Origin of the sequence: Bradyrhizobium diazoefficiens (assembly GCF_016612535.1) — a bacterium.
Lineage (GTDB): Bacteria > Pseudomonadota > Alphaproteobacteria > Rhizobiales > Xanthobacteraceae > Bradyrhizobium > Bradyrhizobium diazoefficiens_C.
The window spans coordinates 2,599,469-2,623,728 of the sequence record NZ_JAENXS010000002.1 but is presented as its reverse complement, the minus strand read 5'-3'; the positions used below and the strand labels follow the sequence as shown (position 1 = coordinate 2,623,728).

Here is a 24,260-nt window from a genome sequence, read left to right as displayed (position 1 = left end):
CAGACGAGAATATGTATGGGTATTCAAGTAATACGGGTATGTCGTTCGTTGCGCGGCTGTGCAAGAAACCGGAGCAGCGCCTCCGCTGACGTCCGCCACGAGAATTGAGCAAGGCGCTGCTGTTGGATGCTGCGCTCTTCATCAGAGATGGGGCCCTTTGCCAATCTTTCGCGCATGCGTTCACTCAATGCTTTGGCATCGGTGGCGTCGAAATATGCAGCGGCGTCGCCGCAGGTCTCCTTGACGGCTTCGGCCGTCGACGCAATGACCGGGCAGGCGAAGAGCATGGCCTCGAGCGGTGGAACGCCGAACCCTTCGTAGAGTGATGGAAATATGAAGGCCGTGGCCCGCGCATAAAGGGCAGCGATCTCGCTGTCGGTCAGGCGACCGGCCAGAATCAATCCTGGCTGAGTTTCGCCGGAATTGTCGTGGAATACCTTGCTGTTATCGCCGCCGACGATGACCAAGGGAATGTCCGGTCGGTTGAGCAACCGGATCGCTTCGATTGCGACGGAGAGATTCTTGTTCTTGGTTCTGGAGCCGACGAAGAGAAAATAGCTTCTCGGAAGGACGCCAAGTCGATTGAGGATACCAGGATCGGGCTGGGTTGCCGCGAAGTGCTCGGCACTGTTGGGAAAAATCGGGATGTCAGAGGCGGCAAGGCCCAACACTGCAGCGAGTTCCCGGCGGGAGAAAGCCGACACGGTCGCGATCGTTGCACGTCGCGCAAGCAGTCGGTCCATCGTTCGGTGGACTGCCAAATAGCGCCAGCCAAAGAAATCCGGCCTGCGGAAGACCTGTGCGTCGTGGATGACGACAATTTGGTCACGATGGAATATCGGGCCGGCGTTCGCCAGACTGATCAGCCGGCCTCCCGTGGCTGCGTGTGCAAGATCGATCTGGTCCCAAGCGTGGCCCTTCAGCCGACCAATTCTGCGAATCTTGATTCGGTCGAGGCCAATGGTTTCGCTCGCGTCAGCAGGCACCAGAAGTTGCCATTCGGCTTCCCGCAGCAAGGCTGGAGATCGATCTGACACGAGCAATGAATCGACCGCTTTGACCATTTCGGCGGCATAACGCTGAACGCCGGTGAGCTTTTGCGACAGAAAGCGGCCGTTGATGAAGAGTTTCACGTCGTTACCGTAGCGATGGAGGCCGCCGAACGTCGCGTTGCGTGAATTACGCCAGCGGGTGGATCATACAGAAGCAATGGTTAGGTACGGAAATGTGACGGCAGCCGCTCGGGTTTGCGAGACGGTGCAAGCTTTTGCCTGCAAGCGATCGGGCAATGGTCTGATTTGATTCGTTGTGCGATCGCGGATGCTCGCATCCTCTCCCCTTCACGGCCAGGGGAATCGCATATGGGTTTTTGGGTGCTATTGCATTGAAGAGGAAGATGGATTCTGAGAACGACTTCTGGAAGATGGAGGGGGTCGGATGCAGAAATTCAAGAAGGCGTTCCGGCGATTGCTGGACCCGCGCGCGGCAAATGCAAAGCACCCGCTTTTGGAAGTTGTGCTCATCTCGCTGGCGGCCGTTGTTTGCGGAGCAGCCAGTTGCTCGGAGATTGCTGATTCGGGCGGTCGAAGAAGGAGCTGTTGCGGCTTTTTCTGCGTCTGGAGCACGGCATCCAGAGCTACGATACGTTCAGCCGGGTGTTCCGTCTGCTCGATCCTGCAGCCTTCGAACGCTCCTTCCGACAGTTCATGGCGGCTTTCGCCAAGGCCAACGGGCTCAAACTCAGCGGCGTGGTGGCGGTCGACGGAAAGGCGTTGCGCGGCGCCTATGAGCGCGGCGCCAAGGCAACGCCGCTGCATCTGGTCAACGTCTTTGCCGTGGAAGCGCGGATGGCCTTCGCAGCAGAAAGCGCCCGGCCGCAACGAGACGGCGGGTGCCCTGGAGGTGCTGGAGCTTCTGTGCCTGGAAGGCTGCATCGTCACCGCCGATGCGCTGCATTGCAACCGCCGCTTTGCTCAAGCGGTGCTCGAGCGCGGCGGCGATTATGCCTCGGTCATCAAGGGAAATCGCGGGCCCTTGTTCGAGACGGTTACGCAGCAGTTTGCGAGATCGGGCAAGCGCAGCACGACCCGACAGATCGACCGCGCCACGCACGACCGGAGCGAAACGCGCATGGCAACCGTCATGCGCAACAAGACCTCGGCCAAACGCTTCCCTGGTGTCGTCGCCGTTGGTCGAATTACATCGCACAGACGCCTGCGCGACCAACGCGCCGACCCGCCGGTCATTCGCTACTATCCTCTATCGAAATATCTTCGGCAGCTGATGCTTGGAGGTGAGTTTTGAACGATCCGTTCCGATGAAGCCGCTTCGCCATCGCGCGTGGCTTCAGCAGGCGATGCTGGATCTCAGCTGAAATCCTGAGCGTCCGGTGTTCGCTCCCGGAGTGCGCTGCCGAAAGCCAGGAATCAATGCCGGCAATTTGCGCGACACGCTAGATTCAGGTCTGAAGCTCGCGATGTTCGAGATACCTGACTTTTGGCTCGTTGCCGTTTCCTCGACGCCCTCGGTTAGAACCAGACGCAAGCACCACGCAGCCAAATATCCAGTCAGCATGCATCTCCTCCAGCAACAATGACGATCGGAGAAGCTACGCCCTCGCGGCCAAACGATTCAATCATGGCTTCCTCTTAGCCCCAACTCTCAGCCTTACTCGCGTCCGTTGTGAGCCCGCTGCCAAAGCGAAGTTCTGGTGCCGAAACAAAAAGACCGAGGGCGGCCTTTAAGTCGGAATTTGAGGCAGCAATTATACGGCGGTCAGAGCCAAATTCCTGCCGCGATATGCAAAGAAAGCCTACACCGGCGAAGCCCAGGACCATCATCGCGCAGGTGAAGGGTTCAGGCACCGCGGCGACCGTGAAGACAAATTGTTCACCAGTGTAATTGTTGTCGGTCCAGCCCGTCTGATGCAGGCTGAGATCTTCGAAGCCGACATAGGTTCCGGCCGAAGTTTTGCCGTCGCCTGCGAAGGCCGTCGAACAGACGTGGTTTACGCCGTCTTTGTTCATTCCGAAGTCGGAGTAGTAGGTATGGCCGGTCGTCTTGACGTGGATGTAGAAGATCAGGGAATCGCCGACGCTGACGTTGTCAAAGTTATACATCTCTCCGAAGGCGGTGTTGTGGTTGTCGACAGCGGTGCCTCTGTCCTTGCCATTGACGAGCAAACCTAGCGTCTCGCTGAACGAGGCTCCCGAGCTGTAAAAATGCGCAACCAGCGAACCATTCGTAGTTGCTGTGAATGTGTATGTGGTCGGATTTTCGGTACCCGCGTTCGGGTAGACGACATCTGCTTTCGCAGCTGTGGCTGCAACGAGCACGAGCAGGGCTGTGGCAAAGCAGGTCTTCATCATCGCAGGCTCACCGCGATGTTGGGCAAGGGCAGACGCGCCGCCCGCAAACTCAAGCGCGCCCAGATATTGCTGGCGGCCGGTGCTGGCTGCAGCGATGAAGAAATCGCCCGCACGGTAGCGGTGAGCGGTTCCACCGTGTACCGGACCAAGTGGCGCTTCGCGGAAGGCAATCTGGAGCGGGCGCTGAGCGAGGAGCCGCGTCCTGAGGCGGAGCAGCAAGGAGGAAACCCTGTTGGCAGTAACGGCTTGCGCCCATCCTCCCGAGGGATGCGCTCGCTTGACGCTGAAGCTTTTGGCCGGGGCGATGGTCAAGCTCACCGACCGCGAGAGCCTGTCGGGCGAAGACGGTGCGCCGGCGGCTGGCCGAAACGGCCTCAAGCCGTGGCGCAAGGACATGTGGTGCATTGCAAAGATCGACGGCGAATACTTCGCCCGCATGGAAGACGTACTTGACCTCTATGCCGAGACACCCGATCCCGACCGGCCGGTGGTCTGCTTCGACGAGAGCCCGGTCGAGCTCATGGCGAGGTTTGCCAGCCGATCCCACCCGAACCGGGCCAGCTCGAACGCTACGATTGCGAGTACCGCTGCAACAGCACCGTCAATCTCTTCGTCTGCATCGACGTGTATCGGCCCTGGCGCAAGGTCAAGGTCACCGAGCGGCGGACGGCAGTAGACTACGCCCACTGCATGCGCGAACTCGTCGATGTGCATTATCTCGACGCCACGTGCATTCGGGTAGTGCAGGATAATCTGTCGATCCACTCCGTAGACGCCCTCTGGCATTCGCACCCGCCGAAGCCCGGCGGATTCTGCGCCGCCTGGAGTTCCACCACACCCCCAAGCATGCCAGCTGGCTCAACATGGTCGCATCAATTGGATGTTCACAACCGACAAGGCTCGCGCCAAAAATGGGCCGCGCCTGTCCCGTCGCGGCCAAAGAGTCATAATCACTGTGACAAGGTACTAGACGAGCTTGCTCAAACACAAGGACGGCACCGAATTCGTCTGGCAGGGCGAGCCCGGCGTGGTTCTAATCGTGCCAATTTGTCCGTGGCTCCTCCACGTTGCTTATCCGCCAAACGCAGCAGTTCGAGTAATACTGTCATCACTGATCGGCGCCACTTCGCGGGGCTCTTGGTGTATGCAGTCCGAAAAGGAATTGCACTGCAGGCAGCACCGGGAGCGAAGGTACAGAATCACTCAAGTTGGAGGCTTCGCTGTGCAGCGTCGTCCGGTCTCCCGTGATCTGCTCGACATAATCGTCGATCGAATCAAGCAGCCAGCGCGTATAACCGGCGGTCCTGCTGTTGATTAGAAAGCGGCGAAGCCGATTTAGTTCCGCTAAATCAGCTTTGACGCGTTGGGTGTCGATCGCCTCGCTCAACTTCCGTGTCTTCACTTCGCGGCCGCTCTGTTTCCTGTTTTGGTCATGGTGAGAGGATAGTAGCAACTCGGTCAAGAACCCCGCGTTTGAGTTTGTGGGCGCAGTTCGCGTAAGGGGGCAATAGGACGATAGGGTTAAATCAGAAGTCGGTTAGGAGTGGATGGTGAGCTGCCGCTGCCCAAATGAAGCAACGGGGGCCCGGCCGGAAACCAAGGCGTGTCGCAAAGGTTTGGTCAGCCGAGTTTGACCACCTCTCAAACCGGGCGCGTCTTGCCTTTGGCGAGCACGAAATCGGCCGGCTTGTCTGCCTGGAGGATCATGTGCACGCCCTCTCCTGTATGGTCATGATGCTCGCGCCCCGCATGGATCAGGCCATAACAGATCACCCATGCAGAGATATTATCAGGCAGCGAAATATGACCAGGCGCCGTAGCGACTGTCGCGTAGATCTTTTGCGATCAAAATCGTGGGCGGCTGCCAGCCGCGCCTATTGACGAAGCCGCGCGCTAGTCGGGCGGAGCAACTGCGGCACCGAAGACTCCATCCTCAGGCAACTCGAGAACGGCTCCGGTTTTCAGAAGCTCGCGCTGCAACTGCGCAATCGGAATGTCCTGCACTGCTACACGGCCCTGCGCCGCGAGCGCCGCGGCAACGCCTGCGGCTTGTCCGAGGATCATGTATTGCGGCTCCATCCGAAGCGAGGAATAGGCGACGTGGGAAGCGGACAGGCAGACCGGGACCAGCAGGTTGTGCATCTCGTCCTTACGAGGCGTCATGACCCGATAGGGGATCTGGTATGGCTGAACGGGCACTTGCATATCTCCCTCGTTGCGGACCGATCCATCCGGCATCGCTACACGCTGTACGTTATGGGAGTCGCTGTTGTACGAGCCCATGCCGATCGAATCTGGCTTGGCGCGATTCGTCTGCAAGTCTGCCTGTTTCACGACATAGGCACCAATCATGCGTCGTCCCTCGCGGATGTACAATTCCCTCGGCCGGTGGTCGCTGTCCGAGAACTCATCCCTTGGCAGGCCCCATACATTGAGCTGGCTTTTGAGCGTCGCAGGCACGACGGGATCGTGGGTGAGAAAGTAAAGCAGTCCTTGTGTGTAGCGGAGATGTTCGGCGCGGATCCGTTGCTTGTCCTGGTAGGAGGCATCCGGATAGGCGCCGCTGTGGCCGATATAGTCGGTTGAGAACGGCCCGTTGTTGTTGAAGTCGGCCTTGTGGTTCGGGAGCCGGACCGGGTACAAAAAATCCTTGAGCAAGGGTTCGCGTCCCATGTGCGATTGAAAATCTTGCAGGTATCGCGCGAGCAACGCAAATTGTGCTGGATCGTAGCCGTCCGGTTTGGGAAGCGGCAAACGGTTTGCGGGATCATCAGTCAGGATAAGACGATAATTGTATGCCTGGACGTTCTTGTCGCCGCCTCCGGCTGCCGGCAGCGGGCTGGGCGAGATTTCCGGATAGAGCTGGTGGTCGTTGCGATGGGCCAGTATCGGCCAGCCAAACTGGTGCTGCGGCGTGATCGTGCGTACGCCGGCGAGCGTCTCGCCGTAGGTCTGCGCGCTTTCCCGGCCCCAGGTGTATGTTGCGCCTGATTGTGCCAGAAGATCTCCTTCGTAACTGCAGTCCACAAAGACTTTGGCGCGCCATTCGCGACCGTCCTCGCTCGTCATTGAAACGATTTTGCGATTTTCAACGGTCACGCCTTGATGTTCGTGCAACCGAGCGCCGAAAACGACCTCAACTCCGGCTTCACCGAGCATCGCGCCGAAGGTGTCCTCGGATACATGTGGCTCCGATAGCCAATCCGATGTGCGGTCGAGCCGAGATCGGCCGTAATGCTCGGCAACGCGGCGATAAAACAGCTTCGCATATCCGCCGATCACCTGCGGATTGCCGAGGTCGGTGGCAGAAAGCCCTCCCGTGACCATGCCTCCGAGATGATGGCTCGGCTCCAAAAGCACGACATGCAATCCCTGGCGCGCGGCCGAATAGGCGGTCATGACGCCGGCAGCTGTGCCGCCGTAAACGAGTATGTCCTTGTTGACAGGAGCTTGAGCCCTCGCCGGGCTAACAATAAGCGATAGTATCAAGGAGAGCAGGAGGCCAGATGTTCTGTAATAGGTCGACATCGATATCATGTTTCCGCAGGCTCGAGATGACCTTTCTTTTTATCTGCAACGTCCGCTGAAGGACGTAGCAAAAGAGTTTGATCGATTGGCGTCCGAATGGCGTCGAGAGAATGGCGTTTCGTACCTGCGAAGGTTCTTTCAGAATTGTCTAGTCTTGCTAATTGAGTGGATCGGGCTCGTATCCCACAGGTCCTTTGCGATCGGCAGAGGTGAGATCTGCATGTCGGCCCACCACGCTTTTTCGTTGCCATATCGATGCTTGCTGGTCCACATTGGCATCGATCTGTTACCAGGACAATTTGCACAACTTCGGTCGTAAAGTTGTTTTGCGGAGCTGGTCAGTGCCTGGCGAAAAAGAAAGAATCCGTATGATCATCGCGGTGAGATCAAATCCGCAAGAGCGTCGGGCATGAGAGAGGACGACACGCACACGATCCGCAGCGCCGGCCTCACAGCGACCATCAAGCCGCAAGGCGCCGAGATGTGCTCGCTCAAGCACAAGGACGGCACCGAATTCGTCTGGCAGGCCGGCCCGGCCTGGCCACGCCATGCGCCGCTGTTGTTTCCGATCGTCGGCCGTCTCGTCAACGACGAGATGCGACACCGGGGCAAGACCTACCGGATGACCCAGCACGGCTTTGCGCGCGACAGCCATTTTAAATGGTTGGAGCGCGGCGACAGCAGCTGCGCGCTGGTGCTCGAAGACAGCGAGGCGACGCGCGCGCTCTACCCGTTCGCGTTCCGGCTGGCTGTGACCTACGCGCTCGAAGTGGCCGGCATCGAGGTGACGTTGAAGGTCGTCAACACCGGCGAGGAGAAATTGCCGGTGTCGCTCGGTGGCCATCCCGCTTTCAACTGGCCGCTTCAGGCTGGCTTGCCGAAGGAGAGCTACGCGCTCACGTTCACGAACGAAGAGCCATCTCCAATTCGTCGTGTCGAGGACGGACTGCTGCTCGCGGCAACGGATCCCAGCCCCGTCCGGGGCACGGTACTTCCTTTGTCGGAATCCCTTTTCACCAATGACGCCGTCATCTTGGATCCCGTCAACAGCCACGCGGTCCGCTATGCGGCCGGGCAAAGCGCCGGGCCCTGGCTCAAGATGTCGTGGCGCGGCTTTCACGAGCTCGGCATCTGGTCAAAGCCGACGGGCGCGCCGTTCCTCTGCATCGAACCCTGGCGCGGCTATGCCAGTCCCAAAGACTTCGACGGCGAGTTCAGCGACAAGCCGGGCCTGATGCACATCGCACCTGGCGCCGAGGAAGAGCTGTCGTACCGGATCGAAGTCGGATCGTCCTGAGGCCGATCACGCGCCCGCGCTGCGGCTGGTCAGCGCCACGCCTGGTGGGGTGACGGGCACCGCGCGCATGCCCTTGGCGGTCGAATCCGTCAGGCGACGTGCCAGATCCTGCGCGTGCCGCTCGACCAGATGCCAGGTCGCGCGGGCGACGAGATAGCTCAGCGCGGCGGTGACGGCGTAAGCGAGCAGCAGCGACAGCGGTCCGTCCGCCAGCGGCCAGATCTGGCGCAGGCCGAAGATCACTGCGAAATGCGACAGGTACATCGAATAGGAGTTGCGGCCGAGCGCTTCGAGTGGTTGCAGGCGGGTCGCAAGGCGGATGCACCAGAACACCAGCGCGCCGAGCACGAGGTTGATTACGAGATAGTTGAACTCGTGCGATCCGGTCGCACGGTCGGCGGCAAAGGACAGCGCGATGAAGCCTGCGAGGATCGCGGCGTCCGACTTCGCGAAGCCGTCGCGCAGCGCGAAGAACAATGCGCAACCGACCAGGAAGACCGGCAATTGGTTCAGGAAACTGATGTGCAGTGCGTTCCAGACGAACGCCTCGTGGCCGGGCCCGTAATAGGCCGAGAACAGCGCGAAAGCCCACGGCTTGAACAGGCAGACATTGACGAGGTGCAGCACGATCGCCAGCGCAAGATAGAGATGGCGGCGCGATCCGAACGCCGTAATCACGAACGGGAAGACGAGATAGAACATCATCTCGGCCGCGATCGACCAGTCGCCTGGTACGACGCTGTTGATGCTGTCCGGCCAAAAGCCGTGCAGGAACGTCGCCGTCAGGATCACCTGGAGCGGGCCGATGCCGTTGGGGGCGTTGGTGCTCGGTCCCGTGCCGTTGATGACGAGGTAGAGCGGGATCGCGAGCCAGAACAGCGGCGCGATGCGCAGGAAGCGGCGGATGTAGAATTTACGCGTCGGGTTCGTTTCGGTGCGCTGCGTCCACATCAGGCACATCGTCATGGCGCTGACGAAGTAGAAAACGTTGACGCCGGTCCAGCCCCACATGAAGGCATAATCGACGGCGTGGATATTTGACGGAAATGATTGTGAAACGTGGATCGCCATCACGCCGACGATGGCGAGCCCGCGCAGGACGTCGAGGCTGTGCGAACGACCGAAGGGAGCCGCGCCTCCGTCGGTCCGACCGGCAGCCAACCGGGCCTGCCCCTGCATCACGCCTGCTCCGTGGTCTCGCGTTTCGCTCGCGCTTGCGATGTGGAAGCATAGAGGAGGTGCCGGCGAAACCGAAGCGGAAGCCTTTCTTTACGTTAACCAGCGGTTGAATCCGGATTCGGATGAGCGGGATTGGTGGTGTGCCAGACGATCGGTGCGCTCCGAGAGAAGTGTGGGGTAATTCATAGTTAATACTTCAATACCATGACCTATATTGTTCGGGCGCCACAAGAGGCCTAGGATTCCGACAGGCAATTTCGGGGGCTCGAATAGGCCGTGAATGTACGTTCACAGGACAGCGCATCGCGCGGCGATCTGAGTTTGCAGAGCGGGTCGCAGGCACACAGGACATCCAACATCGTGGCTGATTCCGCACTTCGGGAATTGCGTCCCATTGGGCGCGAGCGGCTGATCGTGGTCGAAGACGATCCGGTGACGCGGACGATGCTGGTCGGTTACTTCAGCGAGAACGGTTTCGACGTGGTCGGCGCCGGCACCTGCACGGAATGCCGCCAGGCGTTGCGCGCGCACCGACCTCGTCTTCCTCGACCTGCAGCTGCCCGACGGCGACGGCTTCGAGCTTGCCAAGGAGATCCAGGCGACCAGCAATGCGGGCATCATCTTCGTGACCCGCCGTGACACCGACGTCGACCGCATCCTCGGCCTCGAGATCGCCGGCGATCATTACGTCACCAAGCCGATCAACCTGCGCGATCTGCTGGCGCGTGCGCGCAGCGTGCTGCGGCGGCGCTCGCTCGACCGCAAGGCGGCGCGGAACCACAATTCGATCGTCTTCGGCGACTGGATCATCGACCTGACGCGGCGCGAGCTGCTCGGCAGCGACGGCAAGCCGGTGGCTCTGACGCGCGCCGAGTTCGACCTGCTCGCCGCCCTCGTCGGCGCGGATGGCAGGCCGCTCAGCCGCGACTATCTGATCGAGGTCGTCAGCAACCGCCAGGCCGAGGTCGACATCCGCACCGTCGATGCGCTGGTGGCGCGGCTGCGCCGCAAGCTCGTCGGCAGCGGCACGCCCGTCGTCGCCACCGTCACCGGCGTCGGCTACAAGCTCGCGCTCGGCGAACGGCTCTAGCTAGGCCAATCTGTCATCGGGTTTGTCTTGCGCCTAACGCGCCGTCGACGTCCTCCGGGCGCCGCCGGCAAGCCTGTCGTCGACGGCATAGAGCGTACATGTCGGCGACCATTTCATGCAGGCCGCGAGCGAATCGCGCTGGGCGTCGTCCACGGTGTTACGCCCCGAACGCCAGCCGTACCCGCCATTGGACGACACCGTAAAGGCCTTGTGCGGCATGGTGCTGGCGAGATAGCGCGCGAACTCGGCCTTCGCCGCGTCGTTGAACTGGCTCGGCGGCGGCAGGGAATCGGGCGGGCTCAGCATGTCGTGGCTCAGTCCGCGCTCGCGCAGGAAGGCGTCGACGTAAGGCGTCCATTGCGGGCGGGCCACCACGGAATAGAGATAGTGGCCGTCGTCGCCGTAAGGCGGCGCCGCGACGAACTTGGCGTTGCCGCCACCGGCGCGAAACCCCTCGTAGAACCGCCGTGCGAGATCGGGGCCGAAATAGGAATCGTTGGTCGCGTAGATCCACAGCATCGGCACCCGCGCGGTCTTGCCGAAGGTGGCGAAGGCTTGCACCAGCCCATCCGGATTGCAGACGTCGTCATCATCCCGCGAGCCGCGGCCGCCGGCAAAGCTGATCGCGGCGATGAGGCCGGGTGGCGCTTGCGCTGCCAGCGCGACCGTGGCGAGCCCACCGGCGGAATGGCCGGCCGCGATCATGCCTGATGTCGTCACATCGGCCCTGCGCCCCATCGCATCGATCGCCGCGCGCAGATCCGCGACCGCGACCGCCGCTGCGGGCAAATAGGCGGCATTGGCGCAGCCGCCGACGCTGTCGACGCGCCCGCCGGGCGAACTGCCATAGCCGCGCCGCATCACGATCAGCGCCGCAAAACCGCGCCGGGCGTATTCCAGCGCGATGCCGTAATATTTGTGCGCCGACATCGTCGCGCGGTCGTCGAAGCTGCGTGGGCTACCGTGGCTGAGCAGCGCGAGCGGATAGCGCTTCGTTCCCGCTGGGCGGACCAGGAAGGCCTCCAGCCCCTGCGGACCCGCCTCCAGCATCGGGATCCGCAGATCCTCGGTATAGAACTCAGCGGCGCGCGACGGTGCGCTGGCCAAGACCAGCCAGGCGGTGGCCAGCCAGGCGGTCAGCAGAGGCAGCAGCTTGCGCGAAAGGACCATGGGGCGCGATTCGAGGGGCCGGGACGCCTCAAAACCATAGCATAATCCAGCGCGTGCATGGGGCGGCCGGCCCGTCAGCGGTCACCGCGATGGGGCCGGTGCGGCACGTCAACGCGAAATGCCCGCAGGCACAGGCGCTCCGGGAGCATCGGCTGCACCTTCGTGCAGGGCCCGTTCGATCCGCCGTTTCACCCTCGCGAGGTCGTGGTCGACGGCCGCGTTGCGCAGCATCGGATTGGGTTCGAGGTCCGCGGCCCCGAAATGTCCCGGGGACGAGAACGCCAAGGAACTGGCCAAGGAACCGGCGAGCAGCAGCGCCGTTGCGAGAATGGTCATGCCCCTATTCATCAGCCCAAATGCGGCCGTTTGTTGCTGACCGCGACCGAAGGGCTTTTGGGTTGGCGGGTGTCAGCCCGGTGCTATGGTGTTGGCCGGACGATTTGATAATGACGAGGACATTTCAGTGGCTGATGTTCATCCCGCGGCGGGCAAACTGGTTTCGCCGGACGCGCTCGCCAACATTCCGCGGCTGGTGACGGCCTATTTCGCTGGCAAGCCGGATGCGGCGGACCCGGCGCAGCGGGTGGCGTTCGGCACCTCCGGGCACCGCGGCACCTCGTTCAAGAACAGTTTCAACGAGGGTCACATCCTCGCGACCACGCAGGCCATTTGTGACTACAGACAAGAGAAGGGGCTGACCGGTCCGCTCTTCATCGGCATCGACACCCATGCGCTGGCGGAGCCTGCGCTCGCCAGCGCGGTCGAGGTATTCGCGGCCAACGGCGTCGACATCATGATCGACAAGGACGGCGGCTACACCCCGACGCCGGTGATCTCGCATGCGATCCTGACCTACAACAAGGGTCGCACCTCGGGTCTCGCCGATGGCGTTGTCGTCACGCCCTCGCACAATCCCCCCGAGGACGGCGGCTACAAATACAATCCGCCGCATGGCGGGCCGGCCGACACGGATGCGACCTCTGTCGTCGAGAAGCGCGCCAACGCCTATCTCGCCGATGGCCTCAAGGGCGTGAAGCGCATCGACTATGCCAAGGCGCTGAAGTCAGCGAACGTCCACGCCTACGACTTCATCACGCCCTATGTTGCCGACCTCGGCAACGTCGTCGATCTCGATCTGGTCAAATCCGCCGGCATCAATATCGGCATCGATCCGCTCGGCGGCGCGGCTGTGCATTACTGGCATCCAATCATCGAGCGCTACGGCCTGAAGGCCACGGTCGTGAACGAGGCGATCGACCCGACCTTCCGCTTCATGACGGTGGACTGGGACGGCAAGATCCGCATGGACTGCTCCTCGCCTTACGCGATGGCGAGCCTGATCGCGATGCGCGACCGCTTCGACGTCGCTTTCGCCAACGACACCGACGCCGACCGCCACGGCATCGTCACCCGCACCGGCGGCCTGATGAACCCGAACCATTATCTGGCGACCGCGATTTTCTATCTGTTCGCGCACCGCCCGAACTGGGGCGGGAGTGCTGCGATCGGCAAGACCGTGGTGTCGAGTTCGATCATCGACCGTGTCGCGAAAAAGCTCGGCCGCAAGCTGGTCGAGACGCCGGTCGGCTTCAAATGGTTCGTCGATGGTCTCCTCACGGGCGGTTTCGGTTTTGGGGGCGAGGAGAGTGCAGGGGCCTCGTTCCTGCGCCGCGACGGCACGGTGTGGACGACCGACAAGGACGGCATCATCCTCGGCCTGCTCGCCGCCGAGATCATGGCGAAGACCGGCCGCGATCCGAGCCAGCTCTTTGGCGATCTCACCGCCGAGCTCGGCGTGCCCCACTATGCGCGCATCGACGTCGCCGCCACGACGCCGCAGAAGAACATCTTGAAGTCCATCACGCCCGAGCAACTCGGCCTCAGGGATCTCGCCGGCGATCCCGTCCGCGCCACCCTGAGCAAGGCGCCCGGCAACGGCCAGCCGTTCGGCGGCATCAAGGTCGAGACCGATTTCGGCTGGTTCGCCGCACGGCCCTCCGGCACCGAGGATGTCTACAAGATCTACGCGGAAAGTTTCCGCAGCACCGCGCACCTGAAGCGAATCCAGGAAGAAGCCCAGGCGGGACTGAAGAAGGTGTTTGGGGCGTAGGGCTCCCAACCGCAGAACAATCACGGCTGTGCATTCGCGAGAGGGTCGTCGTGCCCGGGCTTGTCCCGGGCATCCACGTTATTCGTGCCGCGTATCAACGCGTGGATGGCCGGGACAAGCCCGGGCATGACGGCGGGGTGCGCTGCTAATATCAACTATGTATACACTAATATCCATGTAGGTATTATAGTACGTAAATATTCGGCTTGAACCATTCCGTCCCTGCGCTATTGTATACATAACGCATACAACAGCTCTGGGAGATCGCCGGTGACAAAACTCTTCCCGATGAACGCCTGGTACGCCGCCGCCTGGGATGCTGACGTCAAGCCGGCGCTGTTGCCGCGGACGATCTGCGGCAAGCACGTCGTGATGTACCGCAAGGCCGACGGCTCCGTGACCGCACTCGAGGACGCCTGCTGGCATCGCCTGGTGCCGCTGTCCAAGGGCCGGCTCGAAGGCGACACCGTCGTCTGCGGCTATCATGGTCTGAAATATAATGCGCAGGGCCGCTGCACCTTCATGCCCTCGCAGGAGACCATCAACCCGTCGGCCTGCGTCCGCGCCTATCCCGTGGTCGAGCGTCACCGCTACATCTGGCTCTGGATGGGCGATCCCGCGCTCGCCGATCCCGCGCTGGTGCCGGACATGCACTGGAATCACGATCCCGCCTGGGCCGGCGACGGCAAGACCATCCGCGTTGCCTGCGACTACCGCCTCGTGCTCGACAACCTCATGGACCTCACCCACGAGACCTTCGTGCACGGCTCCTCCATCGGCAACGAGGCGGTGGCGGAAGCGCCGTTCGACGTCACCCATGGCGAGAAGACGGTGACCGTGACGCGCTGGATGCGCGGCATCGAGGCGCCGCCGTTCTGGGCCAAGCAACTCGGCAAGTCCGGCCTCGTCGACCGCTGGCAGATCATCCGCTTCGAAGCCCCGTGCACCATCGCGATCGATGTCGGCGTGGCTCCATCAGGCACCGGCGCGCCGGAAGGCGACCGCTCGCAGGGCGTCAACGGCTTCGTGCTCAACACCGTCACGCCGGAGACCGAGAAGACCTGCCATTACTTCTGGGCCTTTGTCCGCAATTACCAGATCGGTGAGCAGCGCATCACCACCGAGATCCGCGAGGGCGTCTCCGGCATCTTCCACGAGGACGAGCTGATCCTGGAAGCGCAGCAGCGCGCGATCGACGAGAACCCCGATCGCATCTTCTACAATCTCAACATCGATGCCGGCGCGATGTGGACGCGCAAGCTGATCGACAAGATGGTGGCGAAGGAGAACGCCCCGCAGCATCTCAAGGCCGCGGAGTAGAGCATGGCCGAGGTCGACCGCTCCGTCTCGCAGACGGTGAAGGCACAGCTCGCGCTGCGCGACCAGATCCTCGCGGGCTCGTTGCGCCCCGGCGAGCGCATCTCCGAGCTTCAGGCGGTGGAGACCACCGGCGCCTCGCGCACGCCGGTGCGCATGGCGCTGGTGCGGCTGGAGGAGGAGGGGCTGTTGGAAGCGATCCCTTCCGGCGGCTTCATGGTGAAGGCGTTTTCGGAGCGCGACATCTCCGATTCCATCGAGCTGCGCGGCACGCTGGAAGGCCTCGCTGCGCGCTTCGCCGCCGAGCGTGGCGTCTCCGCACGCGAGCTCGAGCCGCTGAAGGAATGTCTCGCCGCGATCGACGAATTGCTGCGCCAGGTGCCGATCTCGATCGAAGCCTTCTCCTCCTATGTCGCGCTGAACGCGCGCTTCCATGCGCTGCTCACCGAATTGTCGCGCAGCCCGCCCGTGATCCGGCAGATCGACCGCGCCTCGGCGCTGCCGTTCGCCTCGCCCAGCGGCTTCGTGATGGCGCAGTCGGCGCTGCCGGAGGCGCAGCAGATCCTGATCATCGGGCAGGAGCACCACCGCGTCGTGATCGACGCCATCGAGAACCGCGAAGGTGCGCGCGCCGAGGCCGTGATGCGCGAGCATGCGCGGCTTGCCGTCCGAAACTTGAGGCTCGCACTGCGCAACCGCACCCATCTCGACCTCTTGCCGGCGCTCGCGCTGATCAAGACCGCAACCGATTGAGGGACGCGTCATGCGCTTCATCGAAACCTGGATTCCGGCCACGCTCGTCTCGACTCGCGATCTCGCCCCCGGCATCCGCGAATTCCTGATCCGCCCCGATCAGTTCGACGGTGCCGCCTATCCCGTCGGCAGCCACATCAATGTCAGCGTGACCATCGACGGCTTGCCGGAGACGCGGTCCTATTCGCTGGTCGGCGAGGCCTCGCCAGTCGGATTCAAGATCGCGGTGCGCCGCACTGATGATTCCCGCGGCGGCTCGCGCTACATGTGGCAGCTCGTGCCCGGCGCGCGGCTCGATATCACGAAGCCCGCATCGCTGCTCGCAGTCGATTGGGCGCGCCAAAACTATTGCCTGATCGCCGGTGGCATCGGCATCACGCCGATCCTCGGTGCCGCGCAGGCACTGGTGCGGCGCGGCGCGGATGTCACCCTGCATTATGCCGTGCGCGGGCGTGCGGATGCCGCGTATCTCGATGATCTCTCGAGCCTGCTTGGTGACCGGCTGGTCGTCCATGCCAGCGACGAGGATCAGCGGCTCGATCTCGATGCCTTGTTCGCGTCATTGCCGAAGGGCGCTCTGACGCTGTTCTGCGGCCCGATGCGGATGCTCGATGCCGCGCGCCACGCCTGGATCGGCGCCGGCCATCCGCTTCCCGATCTCCGCTACGAGACCTTCGGCTCCAGCGGCACGCTGCCGACCGAGACCTTTCGGGTGCGCCTGAAGGGCTCCGATGTCGAGCTCGAAATCCCGCGCGAGCGCTCGATGCTTGATGTCCTCAACGCCAGCGGTTTTGAGGTGATATCCGATTGCAAGCGCGGCGAATGCGGCCTCTGCGCTATCGATGTCGTTGCCGTCGACGGCGAGATCGACCATCGCGACGTCTTCTTCAGCGACCATCAGAAGCAAAGTAACGAAAAGATCTGCGCCTGCGTATCGCGCGCGCGCGGCACCATCACCGTGGACACGCTGCTGCGGGCGGACGCGGTCTGAGGCGATATGCCTGCTGGCCGTTATCGTGGAGACGGGAGACTGCGATTGACTGTCCCGCCGCGAACAGGTTCGAGCGCGCCCGCTCGCAATACCGCCCGCCTCTCGACGACTGCGTGATCGAACAGCTCGAGCACCAGACCAAAGGCGGCAAGTTCCTCTTCTTCGATGGCGCCGTCATCGTAGCATTCGAGCGTTTGACCGATGATGACGTCGATCTCCCGTTGCATCTCGAAAAGCTTCTGGTCGGATTCCGCGCTGCGCACCTCGGAAACCATGGCCATGATTCTGTTGCGGTGGCCGGTGTTTTCGTCCCTTTCGTCCCGATTCAAATAGTGGCGCAACCAGGCGCCGGCCGAACCGATCCCGGAGAGCAGCAGGAGCACGAACCAGAAGTAATCGCCGTATTTGTCGAGGAAGGTGCGTTCCGTGCCGTCGATGACGGCTGCCGCTCCGCGATGCACCTGCAATTCGGCGTCCCGCTCGGTGTCCGGCTTGGCGATGTGGGCAACGCCCGGCGCGTCGCGGGCAATCACCTGACGAACGGCGAACAACTGCCGGAAAAATGCAGCGACAGTGGTTTCGGACAAGGACTTTTGCGCCATGATGAGGTGGTTGACGCTGATCGTCTCGACCTTGTCATCCGGCCAGGCCGGCTCCGCATTGAATACGCTGGGTGGAATTTCTTCGGACTCATAACGCGGGTGCTTCAGGGCGATCGCCTCTGACGTATCGATCGCGAGAAACTTCGGCTTGCCTCGTGCCCGGGCTGTCGCGGCGATGGCGCTGGAGGTGATCTTGCTGTCGAGCGGACCGACCGTCATGAATGCATCGAGCGTCGGGTCGCGCGCCAGCTCATCGATCTGATCCGTGCCAAACTGTGTCACCGCGATCTTGTCCGCCTCCACCCCGGAGGCGCTCAGGATTACCCGCAGCAACGCGGCGTTCGCCGGCGTCCGACCGATCACGCCGACCCTGTGCCCGGCGAGATCGGAAATTTCCTTGATTGCCGCCGGCCTTTTCCTGGAGGTCCTGCCCGCGCGTCCGGAAGGCGACCAGAGCACGACGAAGTTCTTGCGTAAGACCGCGACCACCTGAGCATCGGCAGGCATCTCCAGATCGCCACGACCGACCGCGAGCTGTGCCTTGCCGGCACCGAGCAGTGCGAGAGCTTCGGCCGCACCGCCGGTGGTGATCACAGACAGCCGCACTGTCCTGCTTTCGGCAGCGAAAGCCGCGGCGGCGGCCTGAATCACCTTATGATCGTCGCTTCCGTCCGGCCCGACGGCAATCTGGAGCGTCGCGGGCCGCAACAGATAAAACAGGGCGCCCGCTGCGGCGCAAAAAACAACAAAACCAACCGCCAGGATCAGCAGCAGGGTGCTGCCCTTCCTTCGCCGCCGGCGGGCTGCGTCAGGGGTTGTATTTGTATCATCGGGCGAGGACATTTCCGCTCCAGTCGGAGATCAAGAGCTTGCCGGGTTCCGCGTTCCACGACAAGCTTCAGAGCGGGACGTTGTACAGGACCGGAAAGCGCGAATGGGCTCGCCGGCTATTCTCTGTTGTGACTCAGCGGATTGTGAGGCAGCTAAATTACCGCCCCAGCTGCTTCGGATCGTAATAGAACCGCTCCTCGATCAGCTGGTCGTCCCGCCAGGTCTGCCACGCGATCTCGTCCAACGTTCGAATGACCCCCTCGGCATTGGTGAAGCTGAAGCTCCAGCGGGTGGCGACATGGTCGCCCTCGATCAGGCTCGGCCCGACGCGAACGGCCTTGACCTCTTTGAAGGCCGCCAGCACGCCGCGCTCCTTGGCAACGAGCTTGTTGCGGCCGACTATCGGCGCGGCGTTGTTCTCGTAGGTCGCGGCATCGGGCGTATAGTACTGCTCGATCGCTTCGACAAACTCCCCGTCCTCCAGGCGCTTCGCAAATGCTTCGACGATGTCACGGCTCGGCATGGCGTACCTCATGATGAATACCGACTGTTAGTCGGTAAATACCGACCAGCAGTCGAAAAGTCAACTGGCTGCGTCCGCCGAATTGGATTAGACGATGATGAGATAGGTAAGGTCGCGACCACAAAGGAAGTCGGCTCCCTCTCCCGCTTGCGGGGGAGGGCTGGGGTGGGGGTGTCTCCGCAATCGAGAACCCCAGTGTGGAGACAGCCCCCACCCGGCGCTCCGCGCCGACCTCCCCCGCAAGCGGGAGAGGTTGAGCGAGCCCGCGACCAGATCTGCGCTAGACAGGGACGCCATGGCAAAGCAGGCGGAGCGGCGGGCGGCGACGACAGAGGCGATCCTGACGGCGGCGCGCCGGCTGTTCGGGACGCAAGGCTTTGCCGCGACGACGATGGACGAGATCGCGGAAGGCGCCGGCATCGCCAAGGGGGCGGTCTATCATCACTTTAGGAACAAGGAGGCGGTGTTCGAGGCCGTGTTCGACCTGGTCTCGCGCGACCTCGTCGCCGAGATCGACAGCACCGCGCGGGCCGAGAAGGACGTGCTGGCCGCGACGGTCGCCGGCACCCAGCATTATTTTGCCGCAACCGCCAAAGGACCGACCGGTCAGATCATCCTGCGCGACGGCCCGGCCGTGCTCGGGTGGGAGCGCTGGCGCGAGATCGATGCCAAGCACTTTGGCGGCAAGCTGCCACGCGCGATTGCGGCTGCCATGGAGGCCGGCCTGATCGCAAAGCAGCCGGTCGAGCCGCTGGCACGGCTGCTGCTCGGCGCCGTGACGGAGGCCGCTGTCGCCTGCGCCGGGCGCGCGGATATCGCAAGGGCGGGCGCGGAATACGCCCGTGCGTTCAAGTCGCTGGTCGAGGCGCTGCGCGTGCGGGAATGATGGGTTAGGATGAGTTGTGCGGGCGGTGCTGACGCCAAACTCGACCACCTCTCCCGTAGGGAGAAGTCGGATCGCATCGGAGACGCGATCCGGGTGAGGGGTTATGGTCTCGCTCGCCGTTGCAGCCCCTCACCCGGATTGCTACTGGACGATGCTTCGCATCGCCAGGGGCAATCCGACCTCTCCCCGTCGGGGAGAGGTGAACCTCGCGCTGCGGATCGAATTTAGCACGCTCGAAGTGACTGGAAACGCCCACACCAACGAGAAGAACAGTAGCGCATGAACGCAAATTCCGCCCTCGCACCGACAGATCCCGCGTTCGACTACATCATCGTCGGCGCCGGCTCCGCCGGCTGCGTGCTCGCCAACCGGCTGTCGGCGAACGGCAGGCACAGCGTGCTGCTGTTAGAGGCGGGCCCCAAGGATTCCAACATCTGGATCCACGTGCCGCTCGGCTACGGAAAACTGTTCAAGGAAAAGACCGTCAACTGGATGTACCAGACCGAGCCGGAGCCCGAATTGAAGGGACGGCAAGTGTTCCAGCCGCGTGGAAAAACGCTGGGCGGATCGAGCTCGATCAACGGTCTGCTCTATGTTCGCGGCCAGCACGAGGATTACGACCGCTGGCGCCAGCACGGCAATGCCGGCTGGGGTTATGACGACGTGCTGCCCTATTTCAAGAAAGCCGAGAACCAGACCCGTGGTGCCGATCAATATCACGGCAGCGGCGGGCCGCTGCCGGTCTCCAACATGGTCGTGACCGATCCGTTGTCGAAAGCCTTTATCGACGCGGCGGTCGAGACCGGTCTGCCCTACAATCCCGATTTCAACGGTGCCACGCAGGAAGGCGTCGGCCTGTTCCAGACCACGACACGCAACGGCCGCCGCGCCTCCACGGCGGTGGCCTATCTCGGCCCCGCGAAGACGCGCAGCAATCTCAAGGTCGAAACCTCGGCGCTCGGCCAGCGCGTGCTGTTCGAGGGCCGGCGTGCGGTCGGCGTCGAATACCGGCAAGGCGCGAACGTGCGCCGCGCCCGCGCGCGCAGGGAGATCGTGCTGTCGAGCGGCGCCTACAACTCGCCGCAGCTGCTTCAGCTCTCCGGCGTCGGGCCTGCCGACCTCCTGCGCAAGCATGGCATCGAAATCGTGCTCGACGCGCAAGGGGTTGGCCACGATCTGCAGGACCACATGCAGGTCCGCATCGTGATGCGCTGCTCGCAGAAGATCACGCTGAACGACACCGTCAACCATCCCCTCCGCCGCACGATGGCCGGCGCGCGCTATGCGCTGTTCCGGAAAGGCTGGCTGACGATCGCGGCCGGGACCGCCGGCGCGTTCTTCAAGACCAATCCGCGGCTGGCCTCGCCGGACATCCAGGTGCATTTCCTGCCGTTCTCGACGGACAAGATGGGCGAGAAGCTGCATGATTTTTCCGGCTTCACCGCCTCGGTGTGCCAGCTCCGGCCCGAGAGCCGCGGCTCCCTGCGCATCAGGAGCGCGGACCCGACCGTGCCGCCGGAGATCCGTATCAATTACATGTCGACCGAGACCGACCGCACCACCAACGTCGAAGGCCTGAAGATTCTGCGCAAGATCCTGAACGCGCCGGCGATGAAGCCGTTCGTGGTCGACGAATACGATCCCGGGGCGAAGGTATCCACGGACGCCGAGCTGCTCGATTATTGCCGCGAGCGCGGCAGCACCATCTACCATCCGACCTCGACCTGTCGTATGGGCAATGACGCGCTTTCGGTGGTCGACCAGCGGCTGAAGGTGCGGGGGCTCGAAGGCCTTCGCGTCGTCGACGGTTCGATCATGCCGGATCTGGTCTCGGGCAACACCAACGCGCCGATCATCATGATCGCCGAGAAGGCCTCCGACATGATATTGGAGGATGCGCGCTAAATTCGCGTGTTTGAGAGGATTTGGACTTGGCTACACGGTTCAAGATCGGTACCCGCAAGAGCGCGATGGCGCTGGCCCAGACGGAAGAGATTGCACGCCGCCTGACCGCCGCCATGCCCGGTCTCGACGTCGAAATCGTCAAGTTCGACACCACGGGCGATCTCGACCAGACCAGCAAGCTCTTGCCGCATGGCGGCAAGGGCGGCGCCTTCGTCGCGCAGATCCGAGCCGCCGTGCTGGCGGGCGAGCTGCAGGCGGCGATGCATTCGCTCAAGGACATGCCGGGCAACGAGGACACGCCGGGTCTCGTCATCGGCGCCACGCTCTCGCGCGATCCGCCTGGTGATGCGCTGGTGTTGCGCGACGGCGTCACGCTGGAAGCACTGCGCCAGTCGCGCGGCAAGGGTTTCAAAATCGGCACCAACGCCGTGCGCCGCGCGGCCTATGCGCGGCGGCTGTTTCCGGACGTGGAGGTGATTCACTTCCGCGGTGCCGCCGACACGCGCGTGCGAAAACTCGACAATGGCGAGATGCAGCGTCTTCCGGACGGCGGCGCGGTCGGGCCCGCCGACGCGTTGATCATGGCGCGCTCGGGCCTCGATCGCGTTGGTCTGTCCAGCCGCATCGGCTATGAGTTCACCGCAGCCGAAATGCTGCCGGCAGCGGGGCAGGGCATCGTCGCGGTGGAATGCGCGGCGCAGGACTGGCAAACGCGAAAAATCCTGTCGTCGATCGACGATCCCTCAGCGCACGCCTGCGCCGATGCCGAGCGCGAAGTGCTCTGGGTGCTGAACGGCCATTGCAATTCGCCTGTGGCGGGTTTTTCGACCATCGCCGGCGATCAGATGTCGCTGACGGCGTCCGTCCTCGACCTCTCCGGCTACACCATCATCGAAGCCTCGCGCGAAGGCCCGGCCGATCACCCACGTGAGCTCGGTCGCAGCGTAGGGCTGGACCTGCTGGACAAAGGCGCCGCCGCAATCATCGAGCGCAGCCGGCCGCGCTAGGCGAGCTGCGAAGTTACGATCTTCGGGATGATGCCATCCTGCGCCTGTTTTGCCCGACGTGTCAAACGTCGCCGCAGCAGGGGCTAAACCCACATAGTACGAAATCCTTCAATGATTCCTACTGTGCATGGGGTTGTTTTCGCGGTTTCGTTTCCGCCCCCTGAGGGGACGGGATTTTTTCACCCGCGCACGCGCTTGAGCATCTGCTCGACATGGGCGATCGGCGTTTCCGGCTGAATGCCGTGGCCAAGATTGAAGATGAAGCGGCCTTGCGCAAAATTCGCCAGCACGTCGTCCACGGCGCGGTCGAGCGCAGCCCCGCCCGTGATCAGCACCAGCGGATCGAGATTGCCCTGCACGGCGACGCGAGTCTGCACGTGTTCGCGGATGAAGGCCGGCTCCGCGGTCCAGTCGATGCTGACGGCGTTGATGCGGGTCGCTTCGACATAGCCGGGCAGTTGCGCACCGGCGCCCCGTGGAAAGCCGATGATCTTCGCATTCGGCACTTTTGCACGCACGCCTTCGACGATGCGCCGGGTCGGCTCGACCGACCAGCGCGCGAATTCGGCCGGCGGCAGCACGCCGGCCCAGGTGTCGAAGATCTGCAACACGTCGGCGCCGGCCGCGAGCTGCGCCAGCAGGTAGCGAATCGAGTTCTCGACCAGCACGTCGATGATTTTCGCGAACGCCTCCGGATGCCGGTAGGCCATCATCCGCGCCGGCGCCTGATCGGGCGTGCTCTGGCCCGCGACCATGTAGGTCGCAACCGTCCACGGCGCGCCGCAGAAGCCGATCAGCGCGGTCTTGGGATCGAGTGCGCCGCGCACGATGCGCAGCGCCTCGAACACCGGCTCGAGCTTGCCGAAATCGGCATGCGCGGCGAGCGTCGCGACCTTGGCCGGATCATCCAGCGGCTCGAGCCGCGGGCCCTCGCCGACCTCGAAGCGCACCGAGCGGCCGAGCGCATAGGGGATCACCAGGATGTCAGAGAAGATGATCGCCGCATCGAAGCCGAACCTGCGGATCGGTTGTAGCGAGACTTCGGCGGCGAGCTCCGGATTGAAGCAGAGGTCGAGGAAGCCGCCGGCCTTGACGCGGATCTCGCGATATTCCGGCAGATAGCGGCCGGCCTGCCGCATCATCCACGTGGGCGGGACGGGCTGGCGCTGGCCGGAGAGAACGTCGATGAAGGGCTTTGTCGCAGACTGGGGCACGAGCGTTCCTGATGCAGATGGAGGTCCCTGATACACCGGGGCGGGGCGAAGCGGAACAGGGGAACCAGCGCAAATGCGCCGCGTTGACCAGCCAACGGAGGAGGAATTCCATGGCTCAGACATTCAACCCCGCGCCGCACGACAAGCATGCCGACAATCTGCACGAAGCGCTCACCGCCGATCGTCACGCCAAACTCGACACCGGGTTGGAAGATACCTTTCCAGCCTCCGATCCCGTGAGCGCCACGCAGCCGACGCCCTCGAAGGCCGACGCTGATGCGGACAACCCGTCGCTCTGGGCCAAGGTTAAGTCGATCTTCAGCTAGGGCGATCTTCGACTGAGATCCGGCTGCCGGTTTCCGATAGGCTCAATAAGACCTTGTTAGTGATCTGCGGAAACCCCGGTCCGTAGGAGTACGGGAAAACCCGTAGATGAATGCGAATCCCGGCACGCGTTTCAGGGTTCAATAAGAGAAGCGGCAGAGTTTC

The 24,260-nt window shown here is 62.9% G+C and carries 18 protein-coding genes and 4 pseudogenes; 12 read left to right on the top strand and 10 right to left on the bottom strand.

Annotated elements, in window-relative coordinates:
* Nucleotides 1–23: 23 nt before the first annotated feature.
* Nucleotides 24–1,133, bottom strand: coding sequence for a glycosyltransferase family 1 protein (locus JJE66_RS29170; RefSeq protein ID WP_200517890.1), 1,110 nt, complete (start codon nt 1,131–1,133; stop codon nt 24–26).
* Nucleotides 1,134–1,598: 465 nt separating this feature from the next.
* Here JJE66_RS29170 and JJE66_RS29165 point away from each other — a divergent pair.
* A pseudogene (locus JJE66_RS29165) lies at nt 1,599–2,304 on the top strand (ISAs1 family transposase).
* A gap of 473 nt (nt 2,305–2,777) precedes the next feature.
* On the opposite strand, the pseudogene JJE66_RS29160 reads toward JJE66_RS29165, so the two are convergent.
* A pseudogene (locus JJE66_RS29160) lies at nt 2,778–3,431 on the bottom strand (hypothetical protein); the annotation flags it as partial.
* Here JJE66_RS29160 and JJE66_RS29155 point away from each other — a divergent pair.
* Nucleotides 3,384–4,237: pseudogene (locus JJE66_RS29155) on the top strand (IS630 family transposase); the annotation flags it as partial. The pseudogenes JJE66_RS29160 and JJE66_RS29155 sit on opposite strands and share 48 nt — an antisense overlap.
* Nucleotides 4,238–4,476: 239 nt before the next feature.
* On the opposite strand, the gene JJE66_RS29150 reads toward JJE66_RS29155, so the two are convergent.
* Together JJE66_RS29150 and JJE66_RS29145 are read right to left on the bottom strand one after the other, a co-directional pair.
* Nucleotides 4,477–4,755, bottom strand: coding sequence for a hypothetical protein (locus JJE66_RS29150; RefSeq protein ID WP_200517887.1), 279 nt, complete (start codon nt 4,753–4,755; stop codon nt 4,477–4,479).
* Nucleotides 4,756–5,261: 506 nt separating this feature from the next.
* Nucleotides 5,262–6,896 (bottom strand): FAD-dependent oxidoreductase, encoded by a 1,635-nt coding sequence (locus JJE66_RS29145; RefSeq protein ID WP_200517886.1) that lies wholly within the window; start codon nt 6,894–6,896, stop codon nt 5,262–5,264.
* A gap of 409 nt (nt 6,897–7,305) precedes the next feature.
* On the opposite strand from JJE66_RS29145, the gene JJE66_RS29140 reads away from it, so the two are divergent.
* Nucleotides 7,306–8,193 carry an aldose 1-epimerase family protein gene (locus JJE66_RS29140; RefSeq protein WP_200517885.1) on the top strand — a complete coding sequence of 296 codons (888 nt, stop codon included), beginning with the start codon at nt 7,306–7,308 and terminating at the stop codon, nt 8,191–8,193.
* A gap of 6 nt (nt 8,194–8,199) precedes the next feature.
* On the opposite strand, the gene JJE66_RS29135 is transcribed toward JJE66_RS29140, so the two are convergent.
* On the bottom strand, nt 8,200–9,372 hold the full coding sequence (locus JJE66_RS29135) for an acyltransferase (protein ID WP_200517884.1): 1,173 nt from the start codon (nt 9,370–9,372) through the stop codon (nt 8,200–8,202).
* Between the two features lie 276 nt (nt 9,373–9,648).
* Here JJE66_RS29135 and JJE66_RS29130 point away from each other — a divergent pair.
* Nucleotides 9,649–10,462 (top strand): annotated as a pseudogene (locus JJE66_RS29130) (response regulator).
* Between the two features lie 33 nt (nt 10,463–10,495).
* On the opposite strand, the gene JJE66_RS29125 reads toward JJE66_RS29130, so the two are convergent.
* A complete protein-coding gene (locus JJE66_RS29125; protein WP_200517883.1) occupies nt 10,496–11,632 on the bottom strand; it encodes a S9 family peptidase in 1,137 nt (378 codons plus the stop codon).
* 108 nt (nt 11,633–11,740) lie between these two features.
* On the bottom strand, nt 11,741–11,968 hold the full coding sequence (locus JJE66_RS29120; RefSeq protein ID WP_200517882.1) for a hypothetical protein: 228 nt from the start codon (nt 11,966–11,968) through the stop codon (nt 11,741–11,743).
* Between the two features lie 127 nt (nt 11,969–12,095).
* On the opposite strand from JJE66_RS29120, the gene pgm reads away from it, so the two are divergent.
* The 4 genes from pgm to JJE66_RS29100 all read left to right on the top strand — a co-directional run bounded on the left by pgm (nt 12,096) and on the right by JJE66_RS29100 (nt 16,803).
* Nucleotides 12,096–13,742: a phosphoglucomutase (alpha-D-glucose-1,6-bisphosphate-dependent) gene (pgm, locus tag JJE66_RS29115; protein WP_200517881.1), complete on the top strand. Its 1,647-nt coding sequence runs from the start codon at nt 12,096–12,098 to the stop codon at nt 13,740–13,742.
* 288 nt (nt 13,743–14,030) lie between these two features.
* A complete protein-coding gene (locus JJE66_RS29110) occupies nt 14,031–15,062 on the top strand; it encodes an aromatic ring-hydroxylating dioxygenase subunit alpha (RefSeq protein WP_210349989.1) in 1,032 nt (343 codons plus the stop codon).
* Nucleotides 15,063–15,065: 3 nt separating this feature from the next.
* The gene (locus JJE66_RS29105) at nt 15,066–15,812 is read left to right on the top strand and encodes a GntR family transcriptional regulator (protein ID WP_200517879.1); all 747 of its coding nucleotides are present in this window, start codon (nt 15,066–15,068) and stop codon (nt 15,810–15,812) included.
* Nucleotides 15,813–15,822: 10 nt separating this feature from the next.
* On the top strand, nt 15,823–16,803 hold the full coding sequence (locus tag JJE66_RS29100) for a PDR/VanB family oxidoreductase (RefSeq protein ID WP_200517878.1): 981 nt from the start codon (nt 15,823–15,825) through the stop codon (nt 16,801–16,803).
* 20 nt (nt 16,804–16,823) lie between these two features.
* Here the strand turns inward: JJE66_RS29100 and JJE66_RS29095 are convergent, their stop codons facing one another.
* Nucleotides 16,824–18,248 (bottom strand): TAXI family TRAP transporter solute-binding subunit, encoded by a 1,425-nt coding sequence (locus JJE66_RS29095; RefSeq protein WP_200517877.1) that lies wholly within the window; start codon nt 18,246–18,248, stop codon nt 16,824–16,826.
* 145 nt (nt 18,249–18,393) lie between these two features.
* Nucleotides 18,394–18,759, bottom strand: a complete 366-nt coding sequence (locus tag JJE66_RS29090; protein WP_200517876.1) for a nuclear transport factor 2 family protein — start codon at nt 18,757–18,759, stop codon at nt 18,394–18,396.
* A gap of 295 nt (nt 18,760–19,054) precedes the next feature.
* Here JJE66_RS29090 and JJE66_RS29085 point away from each other — a divergent pair, with 295 nt between their 5' ends.
* From JJE66_RS29085 to hemC, 3 genes are all read left to right on the top strand, one after another.
* On the top strand, nt 19,055–19,645 hold the full coding sequence (locus JJE66_RS29085) for a TetR/AcrR family transcriptional regulator (RefSeq protein WP_200517875.1): 591 nt from the start codon (nt 19,055–19,057) through the stop codon (nt 19,643–19,645).
* 279 nt (nt 19,646–19,924) lie between these two features.
* On the top strand, nt 19,925–21,550 hold the full coding sequence (locus JJE66_RS29080; protein ID WP_200517874.1) for a GMC family oxidoreductase: 1,626 nt from the start codon (nt 19,925–19,927) through the stop codon (nt 21,548–21,550).
* 26 nt (nt 21,551–21,576) lie between these two features.
* Nucleotides 21,577–22,557, top strand: a complete 981-nt coding sequence (gene hemC, locus JJE66_RS29075) for a hydroxymethylbilane synthase (protein WP_200517873.1) — start codon at nt 21,577–21,579, stop codon at nt 22,555–22,557.
* Between the two features lie 179 nt (nt 22,558–22,736).
* Here hemC and hemE read toward each other — a convergent pair whose 3' ends face one another.
* Complete coding sequence (gene hemE, locus JJE66_RS29070; protein WP_200517872.1) at nt 22,737–23,771, bottom strand: uroporphyrinogen decarboxylase; 1,035 nt, start codon at nt 23,769–23,771, stop codon at nt 22,737–22,739.
* A 110-nt stretch (nt 23,772–23,881) separates the two neighbouring features.
* On the opposite strand from hemE, the gene JJE66_RS29065 reads away from it, so the two are divergent.
* Entirely contained in the window at nt 23,882–24,097 is a 216-nt protein-coding gene (locus JJE66_RS29065; protein WP_200517871.1) for a hypothetical protein, read from the top strand.
* Nucleotides 24,098–24,260 lie beyond the last annotated feature (163 nt).

Excerpts from the sequence above, each read along its gene's own strand:
- JJE66_RS29145 (WP_200517886.1), bottom strand. The coding sequence starts at position 6,896 with ATGTCGACCTATTACAGAACATCTGGCCTCCTGCTCTCCTTGATACTA.
- JJE66_RS29140 (WP_200517885.1), top strand. The coding sequence starts at position 7,306 with ATGAGAGAGGACGACACGCACACGATCCGCAGCGCCGGCCTCACAGCG.
- JJE66_RS29135 (WP_200517884.1), bottom strand. The coding sequence starts at position 9,372 with ATGCAGGGGCAGGCCCGGTTGGCTGCCGGTCGGACCGACGGAGGCGCG.
- JJE66_RS29125 (WP_200517883.1), bottom strand. The coding sequence starts at position 11,632 with ATGGTCCTTTCGCGCAAGCTGCTGCCTCTGCTGACCGCCTGGCTGGCC.
- JJE66_RS29120 (WP_200517882.1), bottom strand. The coding sequence starts at position 11,968 with ATGACCATTCTCGCAACGGCGCTGCTGCTCGCCGGTTCCTTGGCCAGT.
- JJE66_RS29110 (WP_210349989.1), top strand. The coding sequence starts at position 14,031 with ATGAACGCCTGGTACGCCGCCGCCTGGGATGCTGACGTCAAGCCGGCG.
- JJE66_RS29105 (WP_200517879.1), top strand. The coding sequence starts at position 15,066 with ATGGCCGAGGTCGACCGCTCCGTCTCGCAGACGGTGAAGGCACAGCTC.
- JJE66_RS29100 (WP_200517878.1), top strand. The coding sequence starts at position 15,823 with ATGCGCTTCATCGAAACCTGGATTCCGGCCACGCTCGTCTCGACTCGC.
- JJE66_RS29095 (WP_200517877.1), bottom strand. The coding sequence starts at position 18,248 with ATGTCCTCGCCCGATGATACAAATACAACCCCTGACGCAGCCCGCCGG.
- JJE66_RS29090 (WP_200517876.1), bottom strand. The coding sequence starts at position 18,759 with ATGCCGAGCCGTGACATCGTCGAAGCATTTGCGAAGCGCCTGGAGGAC.
- JJE66_RS29085 (WP_200517875.1), top strand. The coding sequence starts at position 19,055 with ATGGCAAAGCAGGCGGAGCGGCGGGCGGCGACGACAGAGGCGATCCTG.
- JJE66_RS29080 (WP_200517874.1), top strand. The coding sequence starts at position 19,925 with ATGAACGCAAATTCCGCCCTCGCACCGACAGATCCCGCGTTCGACTAC.
- JJE66_RS29065 (WP_200517871.1), top strand. The coding sequence starts at position 23,882 with ATGGCTCAGACATTCAACCCCGCGCCGCACGACAAGCATGCCGACAAT.